We start from the raw sequence: 23,923 nt of genomic DNA, 5'->3' as shown, positions 1-23,923 counted from the left end.
GACGCGTGAGGAGGGGCGGTCCTGCACCCACTCCTGCGGCCGCTCCGGGTTGCGCTCCGGGTTCCACCCACCTGGACGGGAGTCTTCCGTTACGGTAGAGATGACCGAGGGTGCATAGCCCGAAACAGGTTGTCCGGCGTCGGGAACCAGACCCCGGGGTCCGAAAGGGTCCGGCGTCTGCGATGATACGGAGGGTGCCGGGTCGGCAGCGGAACGTGGTGATGATGTGGCGGGAGGGGTTGCCGCGCGGCGGCCGTGGCCTCGCTCGTCCGGAGTTGCCTCTGGCACCGGGGGGTTCGGTGGTGCCGGGGGCTCCGGGGCGGTTGCCTTCTGGCGCTCCAGCTCCCGCATCTCTCTTCGACTGCGGGGATGCTGATCCTGATCCGAAACGCTCGGACGTGGCATGTCGCGGCTAGACCTCTCTGCCTTCGCTCGGCCATGGGACGGGCTTCCGTGATCTGTGGGCCCGGCATCATGCGAGCGCTAAGTCACCCTACTCATTCCCGGACGTGCCGGTCAGCCGATCGCGACATCCGGTGCTCGCGGTGTGAGAAGCCCCACCACCCGGCGAAGGCGTGTCGTCGCAGGTCAGAGGGTAAGTCTGCGCAAAGTCACGGGCTCGCGGGACATCTCGGGGAGTACCGACGGGCAGCCCGTCCGGTCAGCTCCCGGTGGGCACCCATGCCCTCCAGGTCTTCTCGTTCGCGTCGAGCCAGCGCTTCGCCGCCTCGTCGGGTTCCACCCCGGCGTTCAGGTCCCGCGCCACCTGGTTCTGGTCGGCGTCGGACCAGCGGAACCGCTGGATCAGGGTGGCGGCCGGGCTCCCGGAGTAGGCGAACTCCCGGTTCTGGATCTTGTCCAGGTCGTACGGCTGGTAGTCGCAGCGCACCGCGTCCGGGTCGGCGTCGCAGCCCGGCGTGTAGGCCGGCAGCTTGATGTTGACCAGCTCGATCTCCGACAGCAGCCACTGCGGCGAGTAGAAGTAGCCGATCATCGGCTCGCGGTCGCGCTCGGCCGCCCGGAAGGCCTCGATCAGCTTGTCCTCGTCGCCGAGGTAGACCACCTTGAAGTCCAGCCCGAGGTTCTTGATCAGCGCCTTGTCGTTGGTCACGTACGAGGGGTCACCGGCCAGGAACTGGCCCTGGCTGCCGCTCTCGTCGGTGCGGAACAGGTCGGTGTACTTGTTCAGGTTGCGCCAGTTGGTGATGTCCGGGTGCTCCTCGGCCAGCCACGGCGGCACGTACCAGCCGATCGCGCCCCGGTTGCCGGTCAGCCCGGCCTCGACGGCGACCTTCTCGTTGTCGATGTACTTCTTCTTGAGGTCGTCGTGCCCCCAGTTCTCCAGGATCGCGTCGACCGTGCCGTCGGCCAGGTGCTGCCACGACTCGGCCTCCGCCTCGGCCCGGACCTCCACCTGGCAGCCCAGCTCGTTGCGGGCCAGGTAGCTGATCACGGCGAGGTTGGCCGCGTAACCCACCCATGGGTTCTCGGCCAGCGTCACCGTTCCGCAGTCCGTCGGCCGTACCCCGGGCGCGGCCACCAGATCGGGCGCGGGGGAGCCGCAGGCACTGATGGCCAGCAACGCCGCTCCGGCGGCCAGGACGGCCCGTCGAGTCACAACTGTCTCCTTGCATGGTTGGAGCAGACGAGAACTAAGGACGTTTGCGAGCGCCGACGCTGCGGTCGTCCGGTGAGGAACAGAGCAAGTCAGTAGACGTCAGTAGACGGCGGCCTGCTCGGCCAGCCGCCGGGCCAGCACCTCTTCCGTCAGCGCGACCAGCACACCCTTGACCGACTCGCGCCGACGCGCGTCGCACGGCACCAGGGGGACCAGGTCGTCCACCCCGAGGGCCTCGCGTACCTCACGCAGCTCGAAGTGGCGGGTGCCCTGGAAGTGGTTGACCGCCACCAGGAACGGCACGCGGTGCTCCTCGAAGTAGTCGATCGCCGGGAAGCAGTCCTCGATCCGCTGGGTGTCCAGCAGCACCACCGCGCCGAGCGCTCCCTCCACCAGGTCGTCCCAGAGGAAGGCGTACCGGTCCTGGCCCGGCGTGCCGAACAGGTACAGCCGCAGCGTCTCGTCCAGGCTGATCCGGCCGAAGTCGAGGGCCACCGTGGTGGTGACCTTCCCCGGCACCGGGTCCCGGTTGTCCACGCCGACCGACTCGTCGGTCATGTCGGCCTCGGTCAGCAGCGGCTCGATCTCCGAGATCGAGCCGACGAAGGTGGTCTTGCCGACGCCGAAACCGCCACTGATCACGATCTTCACGGATACCGGGGCCACCGTGCGGGCGGGCCGGTCATAGAGCGCGGACACGATCGCGGATCCTCTCGATCAGCTGTATCGACAGCTCTTCGCGTTCGGTGACGACCACCGATCCGTCGGCCACCAGGTCGGACACCAGCACCCGGGCCACCCCGAAGGGCACCCGCAGCGCGGCCGAGATCTCGGCCAGCGAGGTGGGCTCGCGGCAGAGCTGGACGATCTGCTGGTGCTCGAACCGCAGCACCGCGGTGGCGCTGCGGGGCCGGGCGTGGATCAGGGTCTCCACCCGCAGGCCCTCCTGGACCGGGCGGGTCCGCCCGCCGGTGAGCAGGAAGGGGCGGATCACCATGTCGTCGGCCGGGTCGAACTCCTCGTCGGCGCCGCCCGGACCGGCGGCCCGCCGGCCGGTCTGCCCCCGTGGCCCGGTCATTGCGGCAGATGCTGCCGGGACTCGGAGATCAGCGCGGGCGTCAGCAGCGGACCGAAACGCTCCGCCAGCGAGGCGATCTCGTAGCCGATCAGGCCCAGGTCGCAGTCGCCCTCGGCGACCACCCCGAGGCAGCTACCACCGGCGATCGCCGAGACCAGCAGGAATCCGCGGTTCATCTCGATCATCACCAGCTTGAGCCCGTCGAAGTCGTACCTCCGGGCGGCCGAGCGGCCGAGGCTGGACAGGCTGGAGACGATCGCGGCCAGGTGGTCGGCCTCGGTCCGGCTCAGGCCGTCGGAGCTGGCGATCAGCAGCCCGTCCGAGGACACGGCCACCGCCTCCCGCACCCCGTCGGTCTGGTGCACGAAATTGCCCAGCAGCCAGCCGAACTGGTGCCGGTCGGTATGGGTGTGGACGCTCATTGTTCGCTCATTCCTCGCTCGTCCCAGCTCATCCCAGCTGACTCCTCTGCACTCGTGACCCGGTGCTCTGCTCGGTCACCGCCGGACTGCCCACGGCGCATCCCGGCGCGGAGGGCGGTCAGGCGGGCACTGACGTCGGCGGGGGAGTCGGCCATCACCTGTGGCGACCTGGCCTCGGAAGCCGAGGAGTCGGTACGGGCGTCCAGATCGATGACCCGGCGCGAGCCCTGGCGCTGGTTACGGGGCACCCGCTTGCGCAGCCCGTTCTGGGTGCGCTCAGCCTCGATGGTGAGGCCGCCCGTGCCCGGAGTACTGCTGGGAGCACCGCCGGAAACACTGCCCCGGGCGTCGCGACGGGTCAGCGAGCCCGGAGGGCGGGCGATCCCGGCCGCGGGGGTGCGCAGGTCGGTGAACTTGTCGGGAGCGTCGCGCCGGCGGCGGGCCTCGTCCTTGGCCGCCTTGTCGAGCTTCTCCGGCTTCTCGTCCGGACCGCGGGAGCCGAACTGCCGGGCGAACAGGTCTCCGGGCTTGGCCCAGCGCGGGGTCCCGGCCAGCTGCTCGGGCCCGGCGAGACCGGCGGTACGGCCCAGGGCCAGGCCGTTCGGGTCGGTCTCGACCCGATGAGCCGGGTGGGCCGGGTGGGGCAGGTTGGCCGGGGGATTGGTGGAGGCTGCCGGGGGCTGGTCGATCTCGGGCTCGATCACCGGCAGGTCGACCCCGGAGGGGTGCGACACGTCCGAGGTGACCTCGCGCACCTGTGCGTCGTGGATCTCGCCCAGGTCGTCCAGCGGGCCGATCCCGATCCCGCCCGGAAGGGTGCCCGGTTCGGGGGCGCGGTGGCCCGGGCGCGGGGTGCCCGAGTAGGTGCCGCCCGGGAACGAGTTCCCCGGATCGCGGCGGATCGGCCCGGCCATGCCCTGGTGGTCCGGCTCGAGCACCTCGTGACTGCCCGGTGCGGGGGCTGCGAAGCCGGCGTTCGTGTCGAGCAGTTCCCGCGCGTCGTCGGGCACCTGCTCCAGCCCTTCCAGCTCCTCCAGCCGGTCAAGGCGGTCCAACCGGTCGAGCCGGTCCCGGCGGTCCAGGCCGTTCAGCCGGGGCAGCGCCAGCAGCTGGGCCTGCTCGCCACCGGCCGAGGGGCCCTCCTGCAGGGCTTCCAGCGACTGCACCTGCACGGAGAGCGAGGCGGCCAGCAGTGAGGCGGGCAGGGTGATCCGGGCCGTCACCCCGGTGACCGGCGAGGGCAGCAGCTCGACCTGCACCCCGCTGTCCCGGGCCAGCTTGCCCACCACGAAGTGACCGAGGAACCGGGTCGGGGCGGCGATGAAGTCACCCTCACCGCGCAGCCGGCTGTTGGCGATCCGCAGTTCTTCCGGGTTCATCCCGACGCCCTGGTCGGTGATCGCGATCAGGTAGCCGTCGGCGATCCGCCGGCCCTGCACCTCGACCTCGCTGTCCGGCGGGGAGAAGGTCAGGCCGTTCTCGATCAGCTCGGAGAGCAGGTGCGCGACCGAGCCGACCGCCCCGCCCATCACGTTCGCCTCGTCCACCCGGCGCAGCGCCACCCGGCGGTACTCCTCCACCTCGGACACCGCGGCCCGGATCACGTCGGCCACCGGGACCGCCTGCGACCAGGTGCGCGGGCGGGAGGCGTCGACCAGCACCAGCAGGCTGGCCGCGTTGCGCCGCATGCGGGTGGCCAGGTGGTCCAGCTCGAACAGGTTGGCCAGCGCGTTCGGGTCGACCTCCTCGCGCTCCAGGGAGGTGATGAAGCCGAGCTGGCGGCGGATCAGGTTCTGGTTGCGGCGCCCCAGGTTGGCCAGCGACTCGATGGTGTCGCGCCGCTGCACCGCCTGCTCGGTGGCCAGGTCGTAGGCGGCGCCCTGAAGCCGGTCAAGAGCGGTTGCCACGGAACGGATCTCGTCGGTGGCGCGGGGTGGCACGGCCACCGGCGCGGGCCGCTGCGGGGGTGCGTCCGGGTCGGCGGTCTGGGCCCGCCGGACCGCTTCCGGCAGACGCTCGGCGGCCAGGTCGTCGGCCTCGGCGGCGAGCGCGGCCAGCGGCCGGGTGATCGACAGCGAGGCCAGCGCCGACAGGTAGACCGAGCCGGCCAGGCAGACCACCACGCCGGCCAGCAGCAGCACGATCCGCTGGGCGGCCTCCTGCTGCAGGTCGTGCGCCCGCAGCTGGATCTGCGAGCCGACGTGCTGCTCGAGCTGGTCGGCGTCGGCCAGCAGGGTGCCCATGCCGGACCACCACGACTGCGGGTTCACGTTCAGGTGCCGGCCGTCTCCGGCCTCCAGCGCGGTCTGCTCGAAGGCCTGCACCACCTGGGCCGCGCCGGTGGAGAAGATGAAGGCCAGCGAACGGCTCTGCTCGGCGGTGGCGTGCTCGGCGAACTCGTCGAGCGAGTACTGGTACCCGGCCCGCAGGTCGGCCAGCCGGACGAACTCGTCGCCGCTGAAACCGCCGGCCGAGTACACGCCGTTGAGGAAGGCCCGTTCGGCCGACATTCCCTCGATCGCCTGCTGCAGCGAGCGGAAGGCGGTCAGCCCCCGGCGCAGCTCGGTGTCGCCGCTGTTGGCCAGTCCGAGGTCGACGTCGGCGAGGGCCCCGATCCGGGCGCTGTAGTACTCGAAAGTGGCTGCACGCTCGGCACTCTTGACGCTCTCACCGGCGTCGGTGGTGGCCCGGATGGCGGAGAGGCCGTCGAGCTGGCTGAGCGCCGCGTCGACCCGGGCCTGCTCGGCGTCGCCGTCGTCGAGCAGGTTCTGCACCACGCCGCGCTGGGCGTCGACCTGGGTGCGGGCCGGGGCCAGCTCGGGGGTGAAGCTGCCGTTGCCGCCCTGCACCGCCGCGGTCACGCCGCGCTCGGTCTGCAGTGCGCTGACCAGCTTCTGCACCTCGAGCGAGAGGCGGACCGCGTCGGAGGTGGCGGCCGCGTCCCGGTAGCTGCCGATCTGCTGCGCCGAGAGCAGGCCCAGCAGAAGGAGAATCACGGCGGCGGGCAGGGCCAGGATGCGCGCCACGCGCCGGCCGACCGTGCTGCCGCCGGCCCGTCGGCCGCCACTGGAAGGGCCTGCCTGGTGACGAGGCTCCGGGAAGGCCGGCTCCCCAGGGGCGGGAGCAGCCGGGCGACCGGAGCCGAGCTGCGCCGGCTCGTGCTGGACCGCTGTCAACGGTTCCTCCGTGGCTTGGTGCGGATCCCGCCGAGGCCTGGATCCGCCCGTCGAGAAGATTTCGTCCCACTGCCCGGCCGGGGGCCGGGAATGTACCAGAGAAGCAGCCTCTGGTTCGTAGCTGTGCGTAAAGGAGTAGTCGCGGCGGGATGTACTTAACCAGTCCTTCGCGCCGCTGAACAGTGAAACGGCGGAATTGGTCGACAGAACGTCGTTCTGGCATCGCCGCAGGCAGGCGGGGGTGCCGGCAGGGAAACGTGACGTCTGCGATAACCTGATGTTTCGTACGAGCTTGAAGTTCAACGGGATTGATAAATGCCCGATCAAATGCGGACGTGGACCGCCTTAATTACATTCCACTGGAAATCCGAAGTGGGTGCGGATGCGTCGCGAGTGCAACACCTGTCGTCTTGAGTGACGGGTGTGATGAACGGGAAAGTGCTTCGCCGACTCTGCGTCAAAGACCGAACGGTGCTTTTGGGGAATTCCCCGAATATGCGAGGCGAAGGGTTGCCAGATTTCCCGGCCCGCGACTGCGCGCTACGAAGCGTAGTCGCCCCATCACCCCGGCCGGCCCGGGGGTGACACCCGGACGACGCAGATCAGGAGCGGTCGGGAACGACCAGACCCGACTCGTAGGCCAGCACCACCGCCTGCACCCGGTCGCGCAGACCCAGCTTGTTCAGGATCCGCCCCACGTGGATCTTCACCGTGCCCTCGGAGAGGTGGAGCTCGGCGGCGATCTCCCGGTTCGAGCGGGCGGCGGCGACCAGGAGGAAGACCTGACGCTCGCGATCGGTCAGCTCGGCCAGCACCGCCTCGGCCCGGCCCGGGCCGTCACCGGGTGAACCGGGCGAGCTCGTCGGCAACAGGGTGACCAGCCGGCTGATCAGCCGCGTGGTGGTGGTCGGGGCCAGCACCGACTCGCCGCCCGCGACCGTGCGGATCGCCGAGATCAGCTCGTCGGTCGGGGCGTCCTTGAGCAGGAAGCCGCTGGCCCCGGCGCGCAGCCCGGCGTACACGTACTCGTCCACGTCGAAGGTGGTCAGGATCAGCACCCGGGCCTGCGGGTCCGCCTTCAGGATCGCCTCGGTGGCCGAGATCCCGTCCATCCCCGGCATTCTCACGTCCATCAGCACGATGTCCGGTTTCAGGGCGGCGGCCATCGTCACACCGGCCCGGCCGTCCGCCGCCTCGCCGACCACGGTCAGGTCGTCTTCCGCGTCGAGGATCATCCGGAAGCCCATCCGCAGCAGTTGCTGGTCGTCGACCAGCAGCACACTGATCACGACGCCCCCTGCGGCCCGGCCGCGATCCGGGCCGAGACCCGCCAGCCGGCCGGGTGCCGAGGCCCGGAGTCCACCTCGCCGCCGTAGGCGTGAACCCGCTCGCGCATACCCGTCAGCCCTCTCCCAGGACCCCGCGAAGGTGCCGCCGCAGCCCGGCGCCCACCACCGTCGTCCGTTATCTCGACCGCAATTCTGCTGTCCCCGTACTCCAGCCGCACGGTCGCCGTCGCCCCCGCGCCGGCGTGCTTCATCGTGTTCGTCAACGCCTCCTGCACCAGCCGATACACCGTCAGCTGCACCCCCGGCTCGATCGCGACCTTCCCCGGATCCCCGGCGACCTGGTACGACACCGGCAACCCGGCCGTCCTCACGCCTTCCAGCAGATCATCGATCCCGCGCAGGTCGGGAACCGGCGCCCGCCCGTCCCCCTCGCCCTCCGAGCTTCCGTTGCTGCCGTTGAGCACCCGCCGGGTCTCGGCCAGTGCCTGCCGCCCGGTGGCGGAGACCTGGCGCATCACCTCGGCCGCCTGTTCCGGCGACCTGGGCGCCGTACGGGCAGCCGCATCGCTCAACGCCACCACCACGGTCAGGTGGTGCGCCACGATGTCGTGCATCTCGCGGGTCATCCGGGCCCGTTCGGTGGCCACGGCCAGTTCGTGCTGCTGGTCGCGTTCGCGTTCCAGCCGCTCGGCCCGGTCGCGGAGCTCGGCCAGATAGCTGCGGCGGGTGCCGATCCACAGCCCCAACGCAAGGGCGGCGGCAGTGGCGGCGGTGCACACCAGCAGCGCGTCCACCCAGTTGACGCGGGGGGACGCACTCACCAGCACCACGTAGGTGATGTCCAGGGCCAGCGCCGCGACACTGGCCCGGACCCGGGACTGGTTGGCCGCCACTGTGTAGAGGGCCACCAGTACGGCCAGGTTCGGCCCGCTCACCGTCGACCAGAGGGGGAGCGTGCCGAACAGGACCAGCAGCACCACGAAGACGGTGCTGGGGAAGACCCGGCGCAGCACCAGCGGGAGCACCAGGAACATCTCGATCGCGGCGGCGGTGTCGCTGACCGGGGGTACGTCGGAGCGCAGCACCACCGTCGCCATCACCAGCAGGGTGAGCAGCACGTCGGACGTCCACTCGCGGCGGGTGCGCGCGAGCAGACGTCCGACGGGGGCGTGCACGTCTCGCACGTCCTGCACGTCCGACACGTTCATGGGGCTCATCCTGATGGACGGATCAGACGTCTGCCTTACGCATCCGCCACGCGGCGGCGGCGATCAGGACGACGGCGTAGAGGCAGAACACCAGCAGACCGCCGCCGGGGGAGAGGGAGTTCTCCGCCCCCACCGTGAACATCGCCGAGCCCGCGTAGTTGGGCAGGTACTTCAGGATGTCCTCGGAGACCGAGGCGGGCAGCAGCGAGAGCACCGGTGGGATCACCAGGAACACCGCGACCATGGTGAAGATCGCCGGGGCGGTGGAGCGCAGCAGGGCACCGATGGCCATCGAGATCACGCCCGCCACGGTCAGGTAGAGGGCCAGGCCGAAGACCGCCCGCAGCGCGTGCTCGTCGCTGATCGAGGCGCCGAAGTCCTTGGCCGAGAGGATGGCCTGGGTCAGGAAGAAGGCCACGAACGAGGACACCAGGCTGACCACGAAGGTGACCACCGAGAACACGATCAGCTTGGCCCAGAACACCGGCAGCCGCCGGGGCACCACGGTCAGGCTGGCCCGGATCATCCCGGTGGTGTACTCGCCGGTGATCATCAGCACCGCGAGGACGCTCAGGGCGAGCTGGGCGAACGTGCTGCCCGAGGTGGCCGCGCCGATCGGGTCCAGGGTGGCCTGGACGTCCGGGTCCATGGTGTCCCACTGGTTCATCGTGACCGCGGCGATCAGCGCGCTGATCCCGATCAGCAGGAACACCGCGGTGAACAGCGTCCACACGGTGGAGCGCACCGTGCGGAACTTGATCCACTCGGAGTGGATCACCCGCGCCTGGGTCACCCGGATCTGGGGGGCCTTGCTGATTGAGGACGTCGGTGCGGCCCCGGTCGGCTCGGTCGCCTGCGAGGTGTCTTGGGTGGTGGTCGAGGTGCTCACGCGGCGGCCTCCTTGGCGATCGGCTGGTTGCGGTACTCCACGGCGTCGTGGGTCATCTGCATGAAGGCGTCCTCCAGGGACGCGGTGCGGTTGGTCAGCTCGTGCAGCGGCAGGTTCGCCTTCCAGGCCGCGTCGCCGATCTCCTCGGCGCTCAGACCGCTGACCTCCAGCAGGCCCTCGGCCTCGCTGGTCACGGTGACGCCCGGGCGCAGCAGCACCTCACGCAGCCTGACGGCCTCCGGGGTGCGCACGAGCACCCCGCTGCCGGCCGCCTGGGCGACGAACTCGGCCACCGTGGTGTCGGCCACCAGCCGGCCCTTGCCCACCACGACCAGCCGGGTCGCGGTCAGCGCCATCTCGCTCATCAGGTGCGAGGAGACGAACACCGTGCGGCCCTCCTCGGCCAGCGCCTTGAGCAGGTTGCGGATCCACAGCACGCCCTCGGGGTCGAGACCGTTGACCGGCTCGTCCAGGATCACCACGCGCGGGTCGCCGAGCAGGGCGGTGGCCACGCCGAGCCGCTGGCCCATGCCCAGTGAGAAGCCACCGACCCGCTTGGCCGCGACCTGGTGCAGCCCGACCATCTCGATCACCTCGTCCACCCGGCGGGCCGGGATCCCGTTGGTGACGGCCAGGGCCAGCAGATGGTTACGGGCCGAGCGGCCGGTGTGCACGGCCTTGGCCTCGAGCAGGATGCCCAGCTCGGCCATCGGCGCGGCGGCGTGGCGGTAGTCGGCACCGTTCACCCGCACCTGGCCGCGGGTGGGGGTGTCCAGGCCGGCGATCATCCGCATCGTGGTCGACTTGCCGGCGCCGTTGGGGCCGAGGAAGCCGGTGACCGTGCCGGAGGGCACGGTGAAGGTCAGGTCCTCGACGGCGACCTTGGCGCCGTACTCCTTGCGCAGGTTCTCGACTTCGATCATGTCGAAGAGCCTAGGAACGGACGGGCGCGGCGGGATCTGGCGGACGGCAGCAGTCGGCGGGGTGGTCGGGCGGCCCAAAGACAGACCGGCATATGCCCTCAGGCATACCTGTCGTGCCCGCCTTGCGATAACAGGCCGTGCGCGAATGGATGAACAACCGGCCCGGTCCGCTGCGGGCCGAGTCAGCGAATGATCTCGTAGGTGCTGGTCAGCCACGGCAGTGCCAACGCCACCGTGGGCACGGTGATCAGGGCGAGCGCCAACAGGTACACCGCCACCGCCAGACCGGGTGGGGCCACCGAGACCGGCGCATCGACCAGTCTTCGCAGCCGGGGCAGCACGCCGATGCCGACCACCTCGTCGCTGAGCCCGGCCGCCGCTTCGGGCGCCGGAGTGTGCGACGACTTCGGGGTGGCCGGGTTCTCCAGCGCTGTGCTGTTGCCCATCGTGGCCAGTGCAGCGATCAGGGGCTGGGGCCCGTACAGCCGCCGGGCCGCATCGTCGGCCAGCAACTCGACCAACACCGCAGTCTGGATCAGGGCGGCCTCGGTACCGGCCCGCCGCCCGGCCGCCTCGTACAACACCGTGAAGAACTCCAGCAGCAGGTCGTGCCGGGCCCGCAGGTGGGCGCGCTCGTGCTCGATCACCGCGGCGACCTGCTCGGGCGTGAGATCGCGCAGGGCCGCGTCGCTGATGATCACGCGGGAGTCGCGGCCGGGCAGACAGTAGGCGTAGGCCCGCTCGCCGCTGTCGAGTACGCGCACGTTCTCGCCGCCGGTGGTGGACAGCAGATCGACCAGGTCGCGATGCCGACGGCGGTGCCGGCGCAACCGCCGGGCCACCTGCACGCCGGCGAAATTGAGCCGCACGAGGGCGAATACCGTCAGAGCGATCAGCCCGACCGCGATGGAAAGGTGCAGGACGCCGGTCGGCCGCAGTTCGCCGACACCGGTGAGCCTGCCCCCGTCGGCGGTGAGCAGGCCGGTGACCAGGGCCTGGATCGTGGCCAACGAGGCGCCGAAGACCGCCAGCAGAGCGGCCACCGCCACGGCCTGCCAGAGCACGACAGCGGCCCGGGGCACGGTGAGGAGCCGACGGGCGCGGGCCAGAACGGCCGGCACCGGCCAGGTCAGCGTGATCGCCAGCAGCCAGAGCCCGACCGCGGGGCTCACAGTCGGGTCACGGAGCGCGTTCCGGCGAGCCGCCGGCGCTCAGGGCGGCCTTGAGCAGCTCGGCCTCGTTGGCCGACATGCGGCCGACGAAGTGCAGCAGTGCCGTCTGCCGGGCCTGCGCCCCGCCGACGTCACCCAGCGCGTCCATCATCAGCTCGGCGGCCATCTGCTCCTTCGACTCGGCGGCCGAGTACAAGTGCGCCTTGCCGTCTTTGGTCTGCCGGGCCATGCCCTTCTTGGCCAGCCGCTGCAGCACCGTCATCACCGTGGTGTAGGCCACCTCGCGCTGCTCGCCCAGGGCCGCGTGCACGTCCCGCACCGTCATCGGGGCCGGTGCGGACCACAGACAGTCCATGACGTCGCGTTCGAGATGACCCAGGCTCACCCGCCCATCCTAATACGTGCGGCTGTAGTACGCCCGGCTGTAGTACGACGCCCAGTCGTACTACACTCTGTCGTAGATGAGTCGTAGGGCTCATCGTCCCGTCCCACCTCGGCCGAAGGGCACGAAAACCATGGACTGGCCTCTGGACGTCACCGACCTCGCGCGGCTGCAGTTCGCGGTGACGACCATCTACCACTACCTCTTCGTGCCCCTGTCGATCAGCCTCTCCCTGCTCACGGCGCTGTTCCACACCGCCTGGCTGCGCACCGGCCGGGACGACCTGAAACGGGTCACCGTGCTCACCGGGCAGCTGCTGCTGATCACCTTCGCCGTCGGGGTGGTCACCGGCCTGGTGCAGGAGTTCCAGTTCGGCCTGAACTGGAGCAGCTTCGCCCGCTTCTACGGCGACGTGTTCGGCCCGACCCTGGCGATCGAGGGCATGCTCGCCTTCTTCCTCGAGGCGACCTTCCTGGGGCTGTGGTTCTTCGGCTGGGACCGGCTGCCGCGCGGGCTGCACCTGGCCACCATCTGGGTGGTCGCGATCGGCACCCAGCTCTCGGCCTTCGTCATCCTGTCGGCCAACTCGTTCATGCAGAACCCGATCGGCTACTCGATCGACGCCGAGACCGGCCGGGCCCAGCTGCACGACTTCTCCAGCCTGCTGTTCAACGAGCTCAACCTGGCCGCCTACCCGCACGCCGCCACCGGTGCGCTGATGACCGGCGGGGCCCTGCTGCTGGCCATCTCGGTGTGGAATCAGCTGCGCAGGCCGGGGGTGGACCGCGCCGCCGTGCGGGTGATGGGCAAGGTCGGCGCCTGGACGATGGTGCTGGCCGGGATCGGCACGGCGATCACCGGCGACCGGCTCGGGGTGGTGATCACCGAGGTGCAGCCGATGAAGATGGCCGCCGCCGAGGCGCTGTACAGCACCACCAGCGGCGCACCGTTCTCGCTGTTCTCCTACGCCGGGCCGGGCGAGAGCGAGCCCTCGATCAAGATCGACATCCCGGGCCTGCTGTCCTTCCTGGCCACCCACGACTTCCACGGCACCGTGCAGGGCATCAACGACCTGCAGGCGCAGTACACCCAGCAGTACGGCGAGGCCAACTACATCCCCTGGGTGCCGGTCGCGTTCTGGTCGTTCCGCCTGATGATCGGCGTGGGCATGGCCGCCGCCGGGCTGGCCGCGCTCTACCTGCTGGCCACCCGCAAGGACCGGGACCTGCCGGCGTTCCTGCACCACCCCCGGCTGCGCCCGGTGATGGTCATGGTCCCCGCGGTGATCGGCCTGATGCCCCTGGCCGCCAACGCGATCGGCTGGATCTTCACCGAGACCGCCCGGCAGCCCTGGCTGGCCTTCGGGCTGTTCCGCACCGAGCAAGGGGTGAGCGCCGGGGTCACCGGGACCGAGATCGTCCTCTCGCTCGTCGGTTTCACCGTGGTCTACGGCGTGCTCGCCGTGGTCTGGGTGCGGCTGATGTGCCGCCTCGTGCGCTCCGGGCCGGGAGCCGGGCCCGAAGAGCCCGGCCACCACTCGAGCACCGATCCAGAACCTGATCGAGAAGCCGATCGTGACTCGGGCGAGCGCCTCGTCCTCACGTACTGATCGAAACCCGTCTGGGAGAAGAGACTTCTGATGGACCTGCCCGTGATCTGGTTCGGCGTGATCGTCGTCGCCTGGGTGCTGTTCTTCGTGCTGGAGGGGTTCGACTTCGGGGTCGGGATGATCGTCGGCCTGGCCCGGCGCCCGCTGCCCGAGCGGGACGCCGCGGTACGCACGATCGCCCCGACCTGGGACGGCAACGAGGTCTGGCTGGTCGCCGCGATCGGCCTGATGTTCGCGATCTTCCCGGAGTGGTACGCGGCCATGCTGTCCGGCCTGTACCTGCCGATGGTGCTGATCCTGCTCGGCCTGGCCGCCCGCGGGGTGGCCCTGGAGTTCCGCGGCAAGTACCACGGCGAGGGGGAGGAGCGCTGGAAGCAGCGCTGCGACCAGGTCATGGCCGCCTCGTCGCTGCTGGTGGTGGCGCTGTGGGGCGCCTCGTTCGCGGTGCTGGCCGAGGGGCTGGCGATCAACGCCGACGGTGAGGTGATGGGCTCGGGCTGGAGCCGCAGCCTCTCCCCGTTGCTGACCTGGCCGGCCGCGGCCGGGGCGGCCGGGGCCGTGGCGATGGCGGTGCTGATGGGCGCGCTGTTCCTGAGCCTGCGCACCACCGGCCCGCTGCGCCAGTGGTCGCGCCCGCTGGCCATCCGCACCGCGGGTGTGCTGGCCGCCGGGGCGCTGGTGGTCTCGGCCCTGACCGGGCAGGTGGTGATCGTGCTGATCACCCTGCCGGCGTTGCTGGCCATGCTGGCCGCCTACTTCCGCCGGGAAGGTCTGGCCTTCGCCGGCGGCGCCCTGATCATCGCTCTGGCAACCACTCTCGCGCTGGCCTGGCACGCTCCCACCCTGTTGCCCAGCACGCTCGACCCGGCCTGGTCGGTGACCATGGAAAAGGCGGTGGTCTCGGACTTCGCGATCGAGCTGGTCAGCTGGGCCGGTCTGTTCATCCTGCCGGCGGTGTTCGCCTACCAGGCGTTCTCGTACTGGATCTTCCGCCGCCGGATCAGCAGCGACCGGGTCGCGACCCCGGCATGACCAGGCCCCAAGGACCGGTGGACACCCGGGTCTTCGCCTTCGTGCCCGGCCTGCGCCGGGAGGCCCTGGTGCTGGGCGCACTCGCCGCGCTGGGTGCGGTGGCGCTGATCGGGCAGTTGCTGACCGCGGCCTGGGTGGTCGCCGGGTTCGCCTCGGACGACGAACTGTGGACGCCGGTGGCGGCTTTCGTCGCGGTCACGGTGGCCCGCAGCGGGTTGCGGGCGGCCGAGCAGATCCTGACGGCGCGGGCCGCGGGCCGGGCGCGGGTGGCTTTCGGGACGAAGCTGGTCGGTGCGGCCCTGGGGATGGCGCCCGACCGTCTGGCCGAGGCCGGACCGGGGTCGATCTCGGCGCTGGCCACCAACGGGGTCGACACGCTGGAGAAGTACGTCACCCGGTACCTGCCGGCGGTCGTCCCGGCAGTGCTGCTGCCGCCGGCGGTGATCGCGTTGCTGGTGCTGCTGGACCCGCGGTCGGCGGTGATCGTGGTGGTCACGCTGCCCCTGATCCCGCTGTTCGCCGCGCTGGTGGGCTGGCTGACCGAGCGGCGGTCGGCCCAGCAGTGGCAGCTGATGTCCCGGCTCTCAGCGCATTTCCTGGATGTCGTGCAGGGCCTGGTCACGCTGCGGGCGTATCGCCGCGCCGAACGTCAGGTCGAGGTGCTGGGCGAGGTGGGGGAGCAGCACCGCGCCGCCACCGTGCGGGTCCTGCGCATCGCCTTCCTGTCCGGCACCGCGCTGGATCTGGTGGCGACGCTCTCGGTCGGCCTGGTCGCGGTGGAGGCCGGTCTGCGGGTGGCGGCCGGAGATCTGAGTTTGAAGACGGCGTTGGTCGCCATCCTGATCGCCCCTGAGGCCTATCGGCCGGTGCGGGAGCTGGGCGCACGCTTCCACGAGAGTGCCGATGCCGTCGCCATTCTCGACGAGGCATCCGTCCTCCTGACTGCTCCTGAGCCGGTGACCCCGACCGTCACCGCGGGTGCTCTGCCGGCTGGGGTCGCGCTGTTGGCCGAGGGCTTGACGGTGCCGGTGCCCGGCCGGGCGGAACCGGTGCTCTCCGGAGTCGGGCTGTGGGTGCTTCAAGGGCAGATCACGGCGATCACCGGGCCTTCCGGCGTTGGGAAGACCACCCTGCTCAGGGTTCTGGCCGGAGTGCGGCAGCCCTCGGCGGGCTCGGTGCGCAGCGTCGTGCCCATGGTCTACCTTCCCCAGCGCCCCACCTTCCCGCTCGCCCGCACCCTGGGCGAGGCCGTGACCGCGGCCTGGCCGAGCGCCCCGAACGAGGTGATCGAGGCGGCGCTGCGGGATTCCGCTGCGCTGGAGTGGATCACGTCGCTGCCGCTCGGGCTGTCCACCGATCTGGCTGAGGACGGCCGGAATCTGAGCGCCGGACAGCGGCAGCGCATCGCCCTGGCCCGCACCCTGGTTCAGGCTGAGCGAGTGTTCGTGGAGGGCGGTCGACGGCCGGTCATCCTGCTCGACGAGCCCACTGCGCACCTGGACGAGGAGACGGAGCTGGCAGTGCTGGCCGGTCTGCGTCGCCGGGTCGAGGTGGGGGATTCGATCGTCATGGTGGCTCACCGTCCGGCCGCGATCGCGGCGGCGGACGAGGTGACTCAGCTCTGGGGCAGTGCGCCCGGGGGAATGTCGGCCGCGCTCGAGGTGCTGGCCGAGGTCGCGGTGTCGGCCGCCGGCGCGGGGGCGGCCCGGGTTCCGGTGCAGCGGAGTCCGCAACGCGCCTCGTCCTGGGAGAACGACGCCGGGCTGCCTGGTTTCGGCCGCGCCTGGGCTGAGGCCCGGCCTGCGCGGCCCTGGGTGCCGGCCCGATTGTGCACCGCCTCCATGAACCTGGCCGTGCTGCTGGGAACGCTCTCTTCCCTTTCCGGAGTGGCCCTTACCGCCGTCGCGGCCTGGCTGCTGACCAAGGCCTCGGGACAGCCGCCGGTACTCACTCTGAGTGTTGCCGTGGTAGGCGTCCGTTTGTTCGCCGTCACCCGACCGCTGTTCAGCTATCTGGATCGTCTCGTCGCCCATGACGTTGCTCTGGCCGACCTGGGCAAGCTGCGGGCGCGGGTCTATGCCGACCTGATCCCCCGCGTTCCCGGTCCTGCCCTTCCTCGGCGCGGCGACCTGCTGACCCGACTGGTGGACGACGTCGACGCGGTGGGCGACAGCATGCTGCGCTGGCGCCGCCCGGCGATCGTCGCGGCGGCAACGCTGATCATCTCTCTGATCGTCGCCGCCATCATCAGTCCGGCCGCAGCCCTGGCTGCGCTGCCCGGTCTTGCGCTGGCGGCCGTAGTGGCGCCGATCGTGGCCGCCGCCGGGGCCGATCGCCGTGCCGATCAGAGCGCGCAGGCCAAGGCGGGGTACTCGCAAACCGTTGTGGAAGTCCTGTCCGGCGCCGAGGACGTCAATGCTCTGGGAGCTCAGCAGGCCGGGGTGAAGCCGGTCGAGCTGGCGGGTCGCCGGGCCGCGGACGTGGACCGGAACCAGGTGCGCCGCAACGTCTCGGCCGAATCTCTGCGGATGACCGGAGCAGGACTGGCGGTGGCCGGGGTCATGTTCGTGACCACGGGTCTGGGCGGGCTGGACAGCCTGAGCCTGGAGCAGGTCGGGGTGCTGGTGCTGGGCGCGCTGGCCCTGGGCGATGTGACGGCCACGCTGCCCGAGGCCGTGAACGCCCGCACGAGAGGGCGGATCGCCCGGCGGCGCCTCGACGAGGTGCTGCAGACCCCACTTCCCAGCGTGGATCCGGTGGAGGCGGCGCCGTCCGGTGCTGCTGCCGACCTGCGGCTCACCGACGTGACAGCAGGCTGGAACCCCCAGGCGGCACCGGTTCTCGATGGGCTCGGCCTCGATCTGGGCCCAGGCCGTCGCCTTGCCGTCCAGGGACCTTCCGGTTGTGGCAAGTCCACCCTCGCCGGCGTCGTCCTCAAATTCCTCGACCCCCGGGCCGGCGAGGTGGGGCTGGGCGAGCGGAACTATCGCACCCTGGCCGGGGACCAGGTGCGCCAGAGCGTGGGCCTGGTGTCCGACGACGACCACGTGTTCGCCAGCACCCTGCGGGAGAACCTGCGCCTGGCCAGGCCCGACGCCGCCGACGCCGAACTCCGCGTCGCCCTGAACCGTGCCCGCCTGGGCAGCTGGCTCGCCGCTCAGCCGGACGGGCTGGACACCTGGCTGGGCGAGCGGGGGGCCACGATGTCGGCCGGAGAACGCCGTCGGCTCGCCCTGGCCCGGGCGTTGCTGGCCGATCGGCCGGTCCTGGTGCTCGACGAGCCCGCCGAGAGCCTCGACGTGGAGACCGCCGAGGCCGTGCTGGACGACCTGCTGCAGGCCTCGGAGGGCCGGTCGGTGCTGCTGGTGACGCACCGCGACGAAGGGCTGGACCAGGTGGACCAGGTGCTGCGGCTGGAGGCGGGCCGGCTCACAGCTGATATTTGAAACCCGCGTGGGACTGGACGAATCCGAGCCGGCGGTAGAAGCGGTGCGCGTCTTGGCGTTCCACCGCCGAGGTGAGCTGCACCAGGTCGCAGCCCCGGGCCCGGCACTCGTCGAGGATCCACCGCATCAGCGCCGAGCCGAGGCCGGCGCCGCGCTCGGTGCCGGCCACCCGCACCGCCTCGACGATGGCCCGGGTGGCTCCGCGCCGGGAGATGCCGGGAATGAACGTGACCTGGGCGGTGGCCAGCAGCACCCCGTCCCGTTCGCCGACCACCTGTAGTTGCTGGGGGTCGGCGTCGACCCGGGCGAAGGCCGCCCGGTAGAGGTCCAGGTCGTCCGGGCTCTCGCGGGTGGCCCCGAACCGGTCGTCGGCCAGCAGGCCGACGATGGCGGGGACGTCGGAGAGGGTTGCGCGGCGGAAGGTCAGGTCGCTCATCAGGCCAATCGATCGGTCAGGCGGCCTGGGAACCACCTTCGCGGTGGTCGCGGGCCGGGACGGTCAGGTTACGTGAGCCTGCGCGGGAACGTTCCTGCGCGGCCAGGACGAGCAGGCGACTGGCGGTGCCGTAGCCGGCCCGCTCCGGCGCGACCAGGGGGAGGCCGGCCAGGTCTTCCGAAGTGACCGCCCCCACCAACGGACGGTTGGGCGCTCCGTCCTCGAAAGCGTCCTCAGTTCGGTTGCGGTTCGCCAGCCAGCGCCCGGAGACACAGGCGAGCAGGACGGCTGCGCCCGGGACGAGGGCCACGAGCTCTACGGACATGACGGTCTCCTCCTGGTGCCGGCGACTGGATGGTGGGATCGGCTGTTCCCACGCTCCAGCTTCCGTCGGCAGGGAGGCTCAAAGCGTCAGCCCCCGGGCTGAACTCGGGTGCACCTGGGTACCGGCGTCATCCTCCGGGAGGACACCCGCGGGCTGAGGCTCCCCCGCCCGTTCACCCGCCCGGGCGAACGGACGGCGGATCGCCACCACCGCCACGCCCAGCAGCAGGATCAGACCGCCCAGAAGTTCCAGCGGGCCGGGGCGCTCGTGCTGCACCAGCCAGGCCGTGATCACTCCGACCACCGGCACCAGCAGGGTGAACGGCACCACCTGGGCGGCCTGGTAGCGGGCCAGCAGGGTGTTCCAGATGCCGTACCCGACCAGCGAGGCCAGCACCGCGGTGTAGATCGTGGAGGCGATGTTGCCCCAGGTGATGTGGGTGAGCGCGTGCCCGACCGCCTGCGGGCCGTCGAGCAGCAGCGACAGGCCGATCATCGGCACCGGCACCACCACGGCCGACCAGACGGTGAGCGAGAGCCCCGACTTCACCGCGGCCCGGCGGCTCAGCACGTTGCCGAACGCCCAGCTCAGGGCGGCCAGCACGCACAGGGCCAGACCGATCAGCGGGGTCTCGGCGGAACGGCCGAGCGCCACCACCGCGAGCCCGGCCGCACCCAGCGCCACCCCGCAGGCGGCGCGCACACTGGGCCGTTCGTGCAGCACCCCGGCGGCGATCACCACCGTGGCCACGACCTGCGTCTGTAGCACCAGGCTGGCCAGACCGGCCGGCATCCCGGCGTGCAGCGAGGCGTAGAGCAGGGCGAACTGGCCCAGGCTGAGGAAGGTGCCGATCAGCAGCAGGGTGCTCCAGGGCAGATCCGGGCGGGGCAGCAGGAACACCGCGGGGAACAGCACCACCACGAACCGCAGAGCAACGAAGAGGAGCGGGGGGAAACCGGCCAGACCCTCGTCGATGACGACGAAGTTCATGCCCCAGATCACCGTGACGAGCACGGCCAGCAGCGAGTCGCGAGTGGTCACGGGCCCAGCCTGAGGCCGCCGACCATTCACGTCCATCGACTTCTGTTGCCGGAGAATCGGTAGCTTTGCTTCATGATGGATCTGGTGGCCCTGCGTTCGCTGATCGCGGTCGAGGTGCACGGAACGGTCGCGGCCGCCGCGGCGGCCGGTGGCTACACCCCCTCGGCGGTGTCCCAGCAGATCAAGCGCCTCGAGAAGGAGCTCGGCACGGTGCTGCTGGAGCGGGTCGGGCGGGGCGTGGTGCTCACCGGTGAGGGCCGCAACCTGGTCCGGCACGGGCACGGCATCCTGCGCCAGGTCGAGGCGGCCACCGCCGGGCTGGGCGGTGACCGGGGCGAACCGGTCGGCCCGCTGCAGGTGGTGGCGTTCTCCACGGCCGTGCGCGGCCTGGTCGCGCCGCTGCTGGCCGATCTGGCCCGGACCAGCCCCGACCTGGTGCCGGAGGTGTTCGAGCAGGAGCCCCGGGAGGCGGTGGAGACGGTGGCCACCGGCCAGGCCGACGTGGGCCTGGTGCACCACTGGGTGGGCGTGCCGCTGCACTCGCCCGACTTCGTGGCCCGGCAGCTGGTCGGCTTCGACACGGCCGACCTGCTGGTGCACGCCGGGCACCCGCTGGCCCGGGCCGGCCGGGTGACTCCGGCCGATCTGGTGGACGAGCCGTGGGCCTCGACGCCGGTGGGCACGATCTGCCACGGCTGGTTCCTCTACATGTTCGCCGGGTTCGCCCGGCCGCCCCGGGTGCGCTTCTGGTTCAGCGAGTTCGCCTCCCAGGTGCAGCTGGTCGCGCAGGGCCAGGCGGTGGCCCTGGTGCCCCGGCTGGGCCGGGGCGCGCTGCCGCCGGAAGTGGTCGCGGTCGAGGTCTCCGGGCCGGTGCCGACCCGGGTCATCGAGCTGATCTGGCGCGACTCGATGTCGGCCAGCCCGGCGGTGCGGCACGTGCTGGACCGGTGCAGCGCGCTCTTCGCGCCGATGTCCGAGACCGGTAGCGGCCTGGTTACTGCCGGGTGAATGAGAGTCATTATCAAAGAATCGGCTATCGTCTGACGCCCGGACCTGAAATGACCAGATCGACGACGGGGGACAGGGAGATGGACGAGGTGGAGATCCGGCGGGCGACGACCGCGGACCTGGGTGGCGCGGTGGCCTGCATGCGCGAGGTGCTCGAGCGCGACATGGGCGGCTACCAGGAACGCTGGCACCGCGACATCGACGACCTGGCGGCCACCTACCTGCACGACCCGCGGGCCGCGCTGTTCGTGGCCGTCGAGCCGGGTTCGCCGGACGGCGATGACCGGGTGCTGGCCACCACCGCGGTGCGCCCGTGCAGGCTGGCCACCCCGCCCAACCCGCCCTGGCTCAGCGCCCGCTACAACCGGCCCGAGGTCTGCCAGCTGGTGCGGGTCTGGGTGCGCCCGGAGGCCCGGCGGCGGGGTCTGGCCCGGCGTCTGGTGGCCGAGGCCACGGCCTGGGCGGTCGGGGCGGGCGGATACGAGACGGTGTACCTGCACACCGATGCGGGAGTGCCCGGGGCCGAGGCGTTCTGGCGCTCGATGCCCACCCTCGAGGTGCTCGACACCCGGCCCGACCCGTTCAACACCGTGCACTTCGAGATCGACGTGGCCGAACTGAGCCGCCAGAGCCTTCGCCAGGCTGGTGCCGGCCGCCTGGGTGCGGTGGCCGGTCGGCGGTGAGTCGCGAGCCGTTTGTCCAGGGGGCCGAAGCCGGGGTCGCGATCGTCCCGGACAGCGCTGACCGGAGCGCCAGGGTCCACCGCGTCGAAGGGCTCGAGATACGCGAGGTCGCGCCTGGCGACGAGCATGGGCCGGCCGCCGAGGTGGAGCAGTTGGCGGTCCGGGTCGCCGAGATCTACGAGAAGCTGGGCCGGCAGCCCGGTCTGGAGCCCTCGGCCGACGTCGACCGGCTCTTCACCGAGCTGGTCGGGCTGAGCAGCGAGCACGGGGGAGACCTCTCGGCCCAGGCCGTCAGGGTGCTGCAGCACGAGCGGATCGCCGCCGAACTGCCCGGCCTGCACGAGGTCTGCGCCCGGGGCGAGTACCTGATGGAGACGCACTGGGCCCGCCGCATCGTGGCGGCCGACAAGCCGCGCGACGAGCTCGAGGGCTTCCCCTACCTGGACAACTACCGCGACCTCACCCGCCTCGAGATCAACCTGCTGCGCTGCTTCGGCACCGAACCCCTGGCCGCCCGGCGGATCTGCTTCCTCGGGGCCGGTCCGCTCCCGCTCAGCGCGGTCTGTCTCTACGAAGAACTGGGGGTGCCGATCGACCTGGTCGACCACTCGGCCGAAGCGGTCGCCCTCGGCTCGGCCTGCGTGGCGGCCCTGCTCGGGGCAAACACCGGGGCAGACCCTGGGGCAGCGGCTGGGGGCGTGCGGTTCCACCGGGCTGAGGCGTCCGAGTTCGCAGGGGTGGCCGAGGCCGACGTGGTGGTGCTGGGAGCGCTGGCCGGGCTGGACGCCAAGTCCAAACAAGCCATCCTCGGCTCGCTGTGGCAGCGTCTGCGCCCGGGCGCGGTGCTGCTGGTGCGCAGCGCGGCCGGTCTGCGGCGGCTGCTCTACCCGGCGGTGGGCGCCGGCGAACTGCAGGGCTGGGAACAGCTCGGGGTGCTGCACCCGCTGAACGACGTGATCAACTCGGTCATCGTCCTGCGGCGTCCGTAGACAGCTCGACCCCGCCCTTCACCACCGTCAGCACCCTGGTCAGCGCCGCGATGTCGGCCCGGGGGTCGCCCTGCACCACCAGCAGGTCCGCGTCCGCCCCGGCGGCCAGCCGCCCCTTCGTCCGTTCCAGCCCGCACGCCTGCGCGGACACCGAGGTGGCGGTCGCGAGAGCGTCGTCTGTCGCGATCCCGGCCGCCACCAGTTCGGCCACCGCGAGGGCCACGATGCCGTGCGGCTTGGCCGCGTGAATGCCGCCGTCCGATCCGCTGATCACCAGAACGCCCTCCCGGTGCAGCTTCTCGACCTGGGCAAACCGGTGTTCCGGCACCAGGCCGGTGCGCCGGGTGACCTCCAGCGCCTGGGCCGAGGGCCGGCTGCCGGGGATGCGGCCGAAGGTCGGGCCGATGTGGATGCCGTTGTCCCGCAGGCGGGCCGCTAGGTCGGGGGGTGTCTGCACGCCATGGCTGGTCAGGCAGGTGCAGTGCTCGATGTTCTGCACGCCGGCGTCGATGGAGAGTTGCACGGCGTCCAGCGAGTGGGCGTGCGTGGCCACCCGGAGGCCGTGGTCGGCGGCCCGTTTCACCACCAGCGCCACGTCTTCCAAGGAGTACTGCAGCGAGAGCAGGTCGGAGCCGGGCGTCATGGCCCCGCCGCTCACCACGATCTTCACCAGGTCGGCGCCCCGCCGGGCCCGTTCGTCCACGGCGGCCAGCAGTTGTTCCGGCCCGGCGGCCTCCCCGCCCATGGCCGCGCAGTGCCCGCCCGGCGTGGTGATGGGGGGCCCGGAAGCGATCACCGTGGGCTCGTCCCAGGCCGCCGTGCGCTGCAGGACCGACCAGTGGTTGTCGCCCAGATCGCGCACGGTGGTCACCCCGGCCCGGGCGTGAGCCCGCAGCGACTCGCGCACCACCTGCTCGCGCTCCTCGGCGCTGCGGCCCGGATCGCGGCCGAGCGCCCCGTCCTTCCCGTCGGCGATCAGGTGCACGTGGGTGTCGATCAGCCCGGGCAGCAGGGTGGCGTCCTCGTGCCGGCGCACCGCGAACCCCTCCGGCACCGGTCGCTGACCAGGCTCGACCGAGAGGATCGAGCCGGCCTCGACGAGCACCGTGGCGCCCTCGGGCCGGAACCGGCGCCCGTCGAAGGCCAGGGCTGCGATGTGGGCGACACGCTCCGGGTACGGCATGTCACCCATCCTCG

General features: G+C 71.4%; 21 protein-coding genes. 6 read left to right on the top strand and 15 right to left on the bottom strand.

The window, feature by feature from the left end:
• Positions 1 to 661: 661 nt before the first annotated feature.
• The 11 genes from LWF15_RS23710 to LWF15_RS23660 all read right to left on the bottom strand — a co-directional run bounded on the left by LWF15_RS23710 (position 662) and on the right by LWF15_RS23660 (position 12,160).
• On the bottom strand, positions 662 to 1,618 hold the full coding sequence (locus tag LWF15_RS23710; RefSeq protein WP_232813114.1) for a glycine betaine ABC transporter substrate-binding protein: 957 nt from the start codon (positions 1,616 to 1,618) through the stop codon (positions 662 to 664).
• Positions 1,619 to 1,717: 99 nt separating this feature from the next.
• Positions 1,718 to 2,317: a GTP-binding protein gene (locus tag LWF15_RS23705; RefSeq protein WP_232813113.1), complete on the bottom strand. Its 600-nt coding sequence runs from the start codon at positions 2,315 to 2,317 to the stop codon at positions 1,718 to 1,720.
• On the bottom strand, positions 2,301 to 2,696 hold the full coding sequence (locus tag LWF15_RS23700; protein WP_232813112.1) for a DUF742 domain-containing protein: 396 nt from the start codon (positions 2,694 to 2,696) through the stop codon (positions 2,301 to 2,303). Before LWF15_RS23700 ends, LWF15_RS23705 begins: the two co-directional genes overlap by 17 nt.
• On the bottom strand, positions 2,693 to 3,118 hold the full coding sequence (locus LWF15_RS23695; RefSeq protein ID WP_232813111.1) for a roadblock/LC7 domain-containing protein: 426 nt from the start codon (positions 3,116 to 3,118) through the stop codon (positions 2,693 to 2,695). The genes LWF15_RS23700 and LWF15_RS23695 overlap by 4 nt, the downstream gene beginning before the upstream one ends.
• On the bottom strand, positions 3,115 to 6,144 hold the full coding sequence (locus tag LWF15_RS36790) for a sensor histidine kinase (protein ID WP_332879926.1): 3,030 nt from the start codon (positions 6,142 to 6,144) through the stop codon (positions 3,115 to 3,117). Before LWF15_RS36790 ends, LWF15_RS23695 begins: the two co-directional genes overlap by 4 nt.
• 752 nt (positions 6,145 to 6,896) lie before the next feature.
• Positions 6,897 to 7,583: a response regulator gene (locus tag LWF15_RS23685; protein ID WP_232813110.1), complete on the bottom strand. Its 687-nt coding sequence runs from the start codon at positions 7,581 to 7,583 to the stop codon at positions 6,897 to 6,899.
• Positions 7,580 to 8,791, bottom strand: a complete 1,212-nt coding sequence (locus LWF15_RS23680; protein WP_232813109.1) for a sensor histidine kinase — start codon at positions 8,789 to 8,791, stop codon at positions 7,580 to 7,582. Before LWF15_RS23680 ends, LWF15_RS23685 begins: the two co-directional genes overlap by 4 nt.
• 22 nt (positions 8,792 to 8,813) lie before the next feature.
• Positions 8,814 to 9,680 (bottom strand): ABC-2 transporter permease, encoded by an 867-nt coding sequence (locus LWF15_RS23675; protein WP_232813108.1) that lies wholly within the window; start codon positions 9,678 to 9,680, stop codon positions 8,814 to 8,816.
• Complete coding sequence (locus LWF15_RS23670) at positions 9,677 to 10,603, bottom strand: ABC transporter ATP-binding protein (RefSeq protein WP_232813107.1); 927 nt, start codon at positions 10,601 to 10,603, stop codon at positions 9,677 to 9,679. Before LWF15_RS23670 ends, LWF15_RS23675 begins: the two co-directional genes overlap by 4 nt.
• A gap of 182 nt (positions 10,604 to 10,785) precedes the next feature.
• Complete coding sequence (locus tag LWF15_RS23665) at positions 10,786 to 11,775, bottom strand: M56 family metallopeptidase (protein WP_232813106.1); 990 nt, start codon at positions 11,773 to 11,775, stop codon at positions 10,786 to 10,788.
• A 7-nt stretch (positions 11,776 to 11,782) separates the two neighbouring features.
• Positions 11,783 to 12,160, bottom strand: a complete 378-nt coding sequence (locus LWF15_RS23660; protein WP_232813105.1) for a BlaI/MecI/CopY family transcriptional regulator — start codon at positions 12,158 to 12,160, stop codon at positions 11,783 to 11,785.
• A 142-nt stretch (positions 12,161 to 12,302) separates the two neighbouring features.
• Between LWF15_RS23660 and LWF15_RS23655 the strand changes: the two genes are divergently transcribed.
• Genes LWF15_RS23655 through cydC form a run of 3 tightly spaced genes read left to right on the top strand, consistent with a single transcriptional unit; the run spans position 12,303 to position 18,244 of the window.
• Complete coding sequence (locus tag LWF15_RS23655) at positions 12,303 to 13,766, top strand: cytochrome ubiquinol oxidase subunit I (RefSeq protein ID WP_408623875.1); 1,464 nt, start codon at positions 12,303 to 12,305, stop codon at positions 13,764 to 13,766.
• 30 nt (positions 13,767 to 13,796) lie between these two features.
• Entirely contained in the window at positions 13,797 to 14,798 is a 1,002-nt protein-coding gene (gene cydB, locus LWF15_RS23650) for a cytochrome d ubiquinol oxidase subunit II (RefSeq protein ID WP_232813103.1), read from the top strand.
• Positions 14,795 to 18,244: a thiol reductant ABC exporter subunit CydC gene (gene cydC / locus LWF15_RS23645; RefSeq protein WP_232813102.1), complete on the top strand. Its 3,450-nt coding sequence runs from the start codon at positions 14,795 to 14,797 to the stop codon at positions 18,242 to 18,244. Before cydB ends, cydC begins: the two co-directional genes overlap by 4 nt.
• Here the strand turns inward: cydC and LWF15_RS23640 are convergent.
• The 3 genes from LWF15_RS23640 to LWF15_RS23630 form a co-directional block, all read right to left on the bottom strand.
• Positions 18,228 to 18,680 (bottom strand): GNAT family N-acetyltransferase, encoded by a 453-nt coding sequence (locus tag LWF15_RS23640; protein WP_232813101.1) that lies wholly within the window; start codon positions 18,678 to 18,680, stop codon positions 18,228 to 18,230. The two genes, cydC and LWF15_RS23640, sit on opposite strands and share 17 nt — an antisense overlap.
• A gap of 16 nt (positions 18,681 to 18,696) precedes the next feature.
• Positions 18,697 to 19,005, bottom strand: coding sequence for a hypothetical protein (locus LWF15_RS23635; protein ID WP_232813100.1), 309 nt, complete (start codon positions 19,003 to 19,005; stop codon positions 18,697 to 18,699).
• Positions 19,006 to 19,083: 78 nt separating this feature from the next.
• Entirely contained in the window at positions 19,084 to 20,046 is a 963-nt protein-coding gene (locus LWF15_RS23630; protein ID WP_232813099.1) for an EamA family transporter, read from the bottom strand.
• A 72-nt stretch (positions 20,047 to 20,118) separates the two neighbouring features.
• Between LWF15_RS23630 and LWF15_RS23625 the strand changes: the two genes are divergently transcribed.
• From LWF15_RS23625 to LWF15_RS23615, 3 genes are all read left to right on the top strand, one after another.
• Positions 20,119 to 21,054, top strand: coding sequence for a LysR family transcriptional regulator (locus LWF15_RS23625; RefSeq protein ID WP_232813098.1), 936 nt, complete (start codon positions 20,119 to 20,121; stop codon positions 21,052 to 21,054).
• 80 nt (positions 21,055 to 21,134) lie between these two features.
• Positions 21,135 to 21,737, top strand: a complete 603-nt coding sequence (locus LWF15_RS23620) for a GNAT family N-acetyltransferase (protein WP_232813097.1) — start codon at positions 21,135 to 21,137, stop codon at positions 21,735 to 21,737.
• A complete protein-coding gene (locus LWF15_RS23615; RefSeq protein ID WP_232813096.1) occupies positions 21,734 to 22,726 on the top strand; it encodes a nicotianamine synthase family protein in 993 nt (330 codons plus the stop codon). The genes LWF15_RS23620 and LWF15_RS23615 overlap by 4 nt, the downstream gene beginning before the upstream one ends.
• On the opposite strand, the gene LWF15_RS23610 is transcribed toward LWF15_RS23615, so the two are convergent.
• The gene (locus LWF15_RS23610) at positions 22,704 to 23,909 is read right to left on the bottom strand and encodes an amidohydrolase family protein (protein WP_232813095.1); all 1,206 of its coding nucleotides are present in this window, start codon (positions 23,907 to 23,909) and stop codon (positions 22,704 to 22,706) included. The two genes, LWF15_RS23615 and LWF15_RS23610, sit on opposite strands and share 23 nt — an antisense overlap.
• Between the last annotated feature and the right edge of the window lie 14 nt (positions 23,910 to 23,923).

The sequence above is a fragment of the Kineosporia rhizophila genome (genome assembly GCF_021277265.1).
GTDB lineage: Bacteria > Actinomycetota > Actinomycetes > Actinomycetales > Kineosporiaceae > Kineosporia > Kineosporia rhizophila.
The sequence above is the reverse complement of the archived record's forward strand: the minus strand, read 5'-3'. Positions and strand labels throughout refer to the sequence as shown.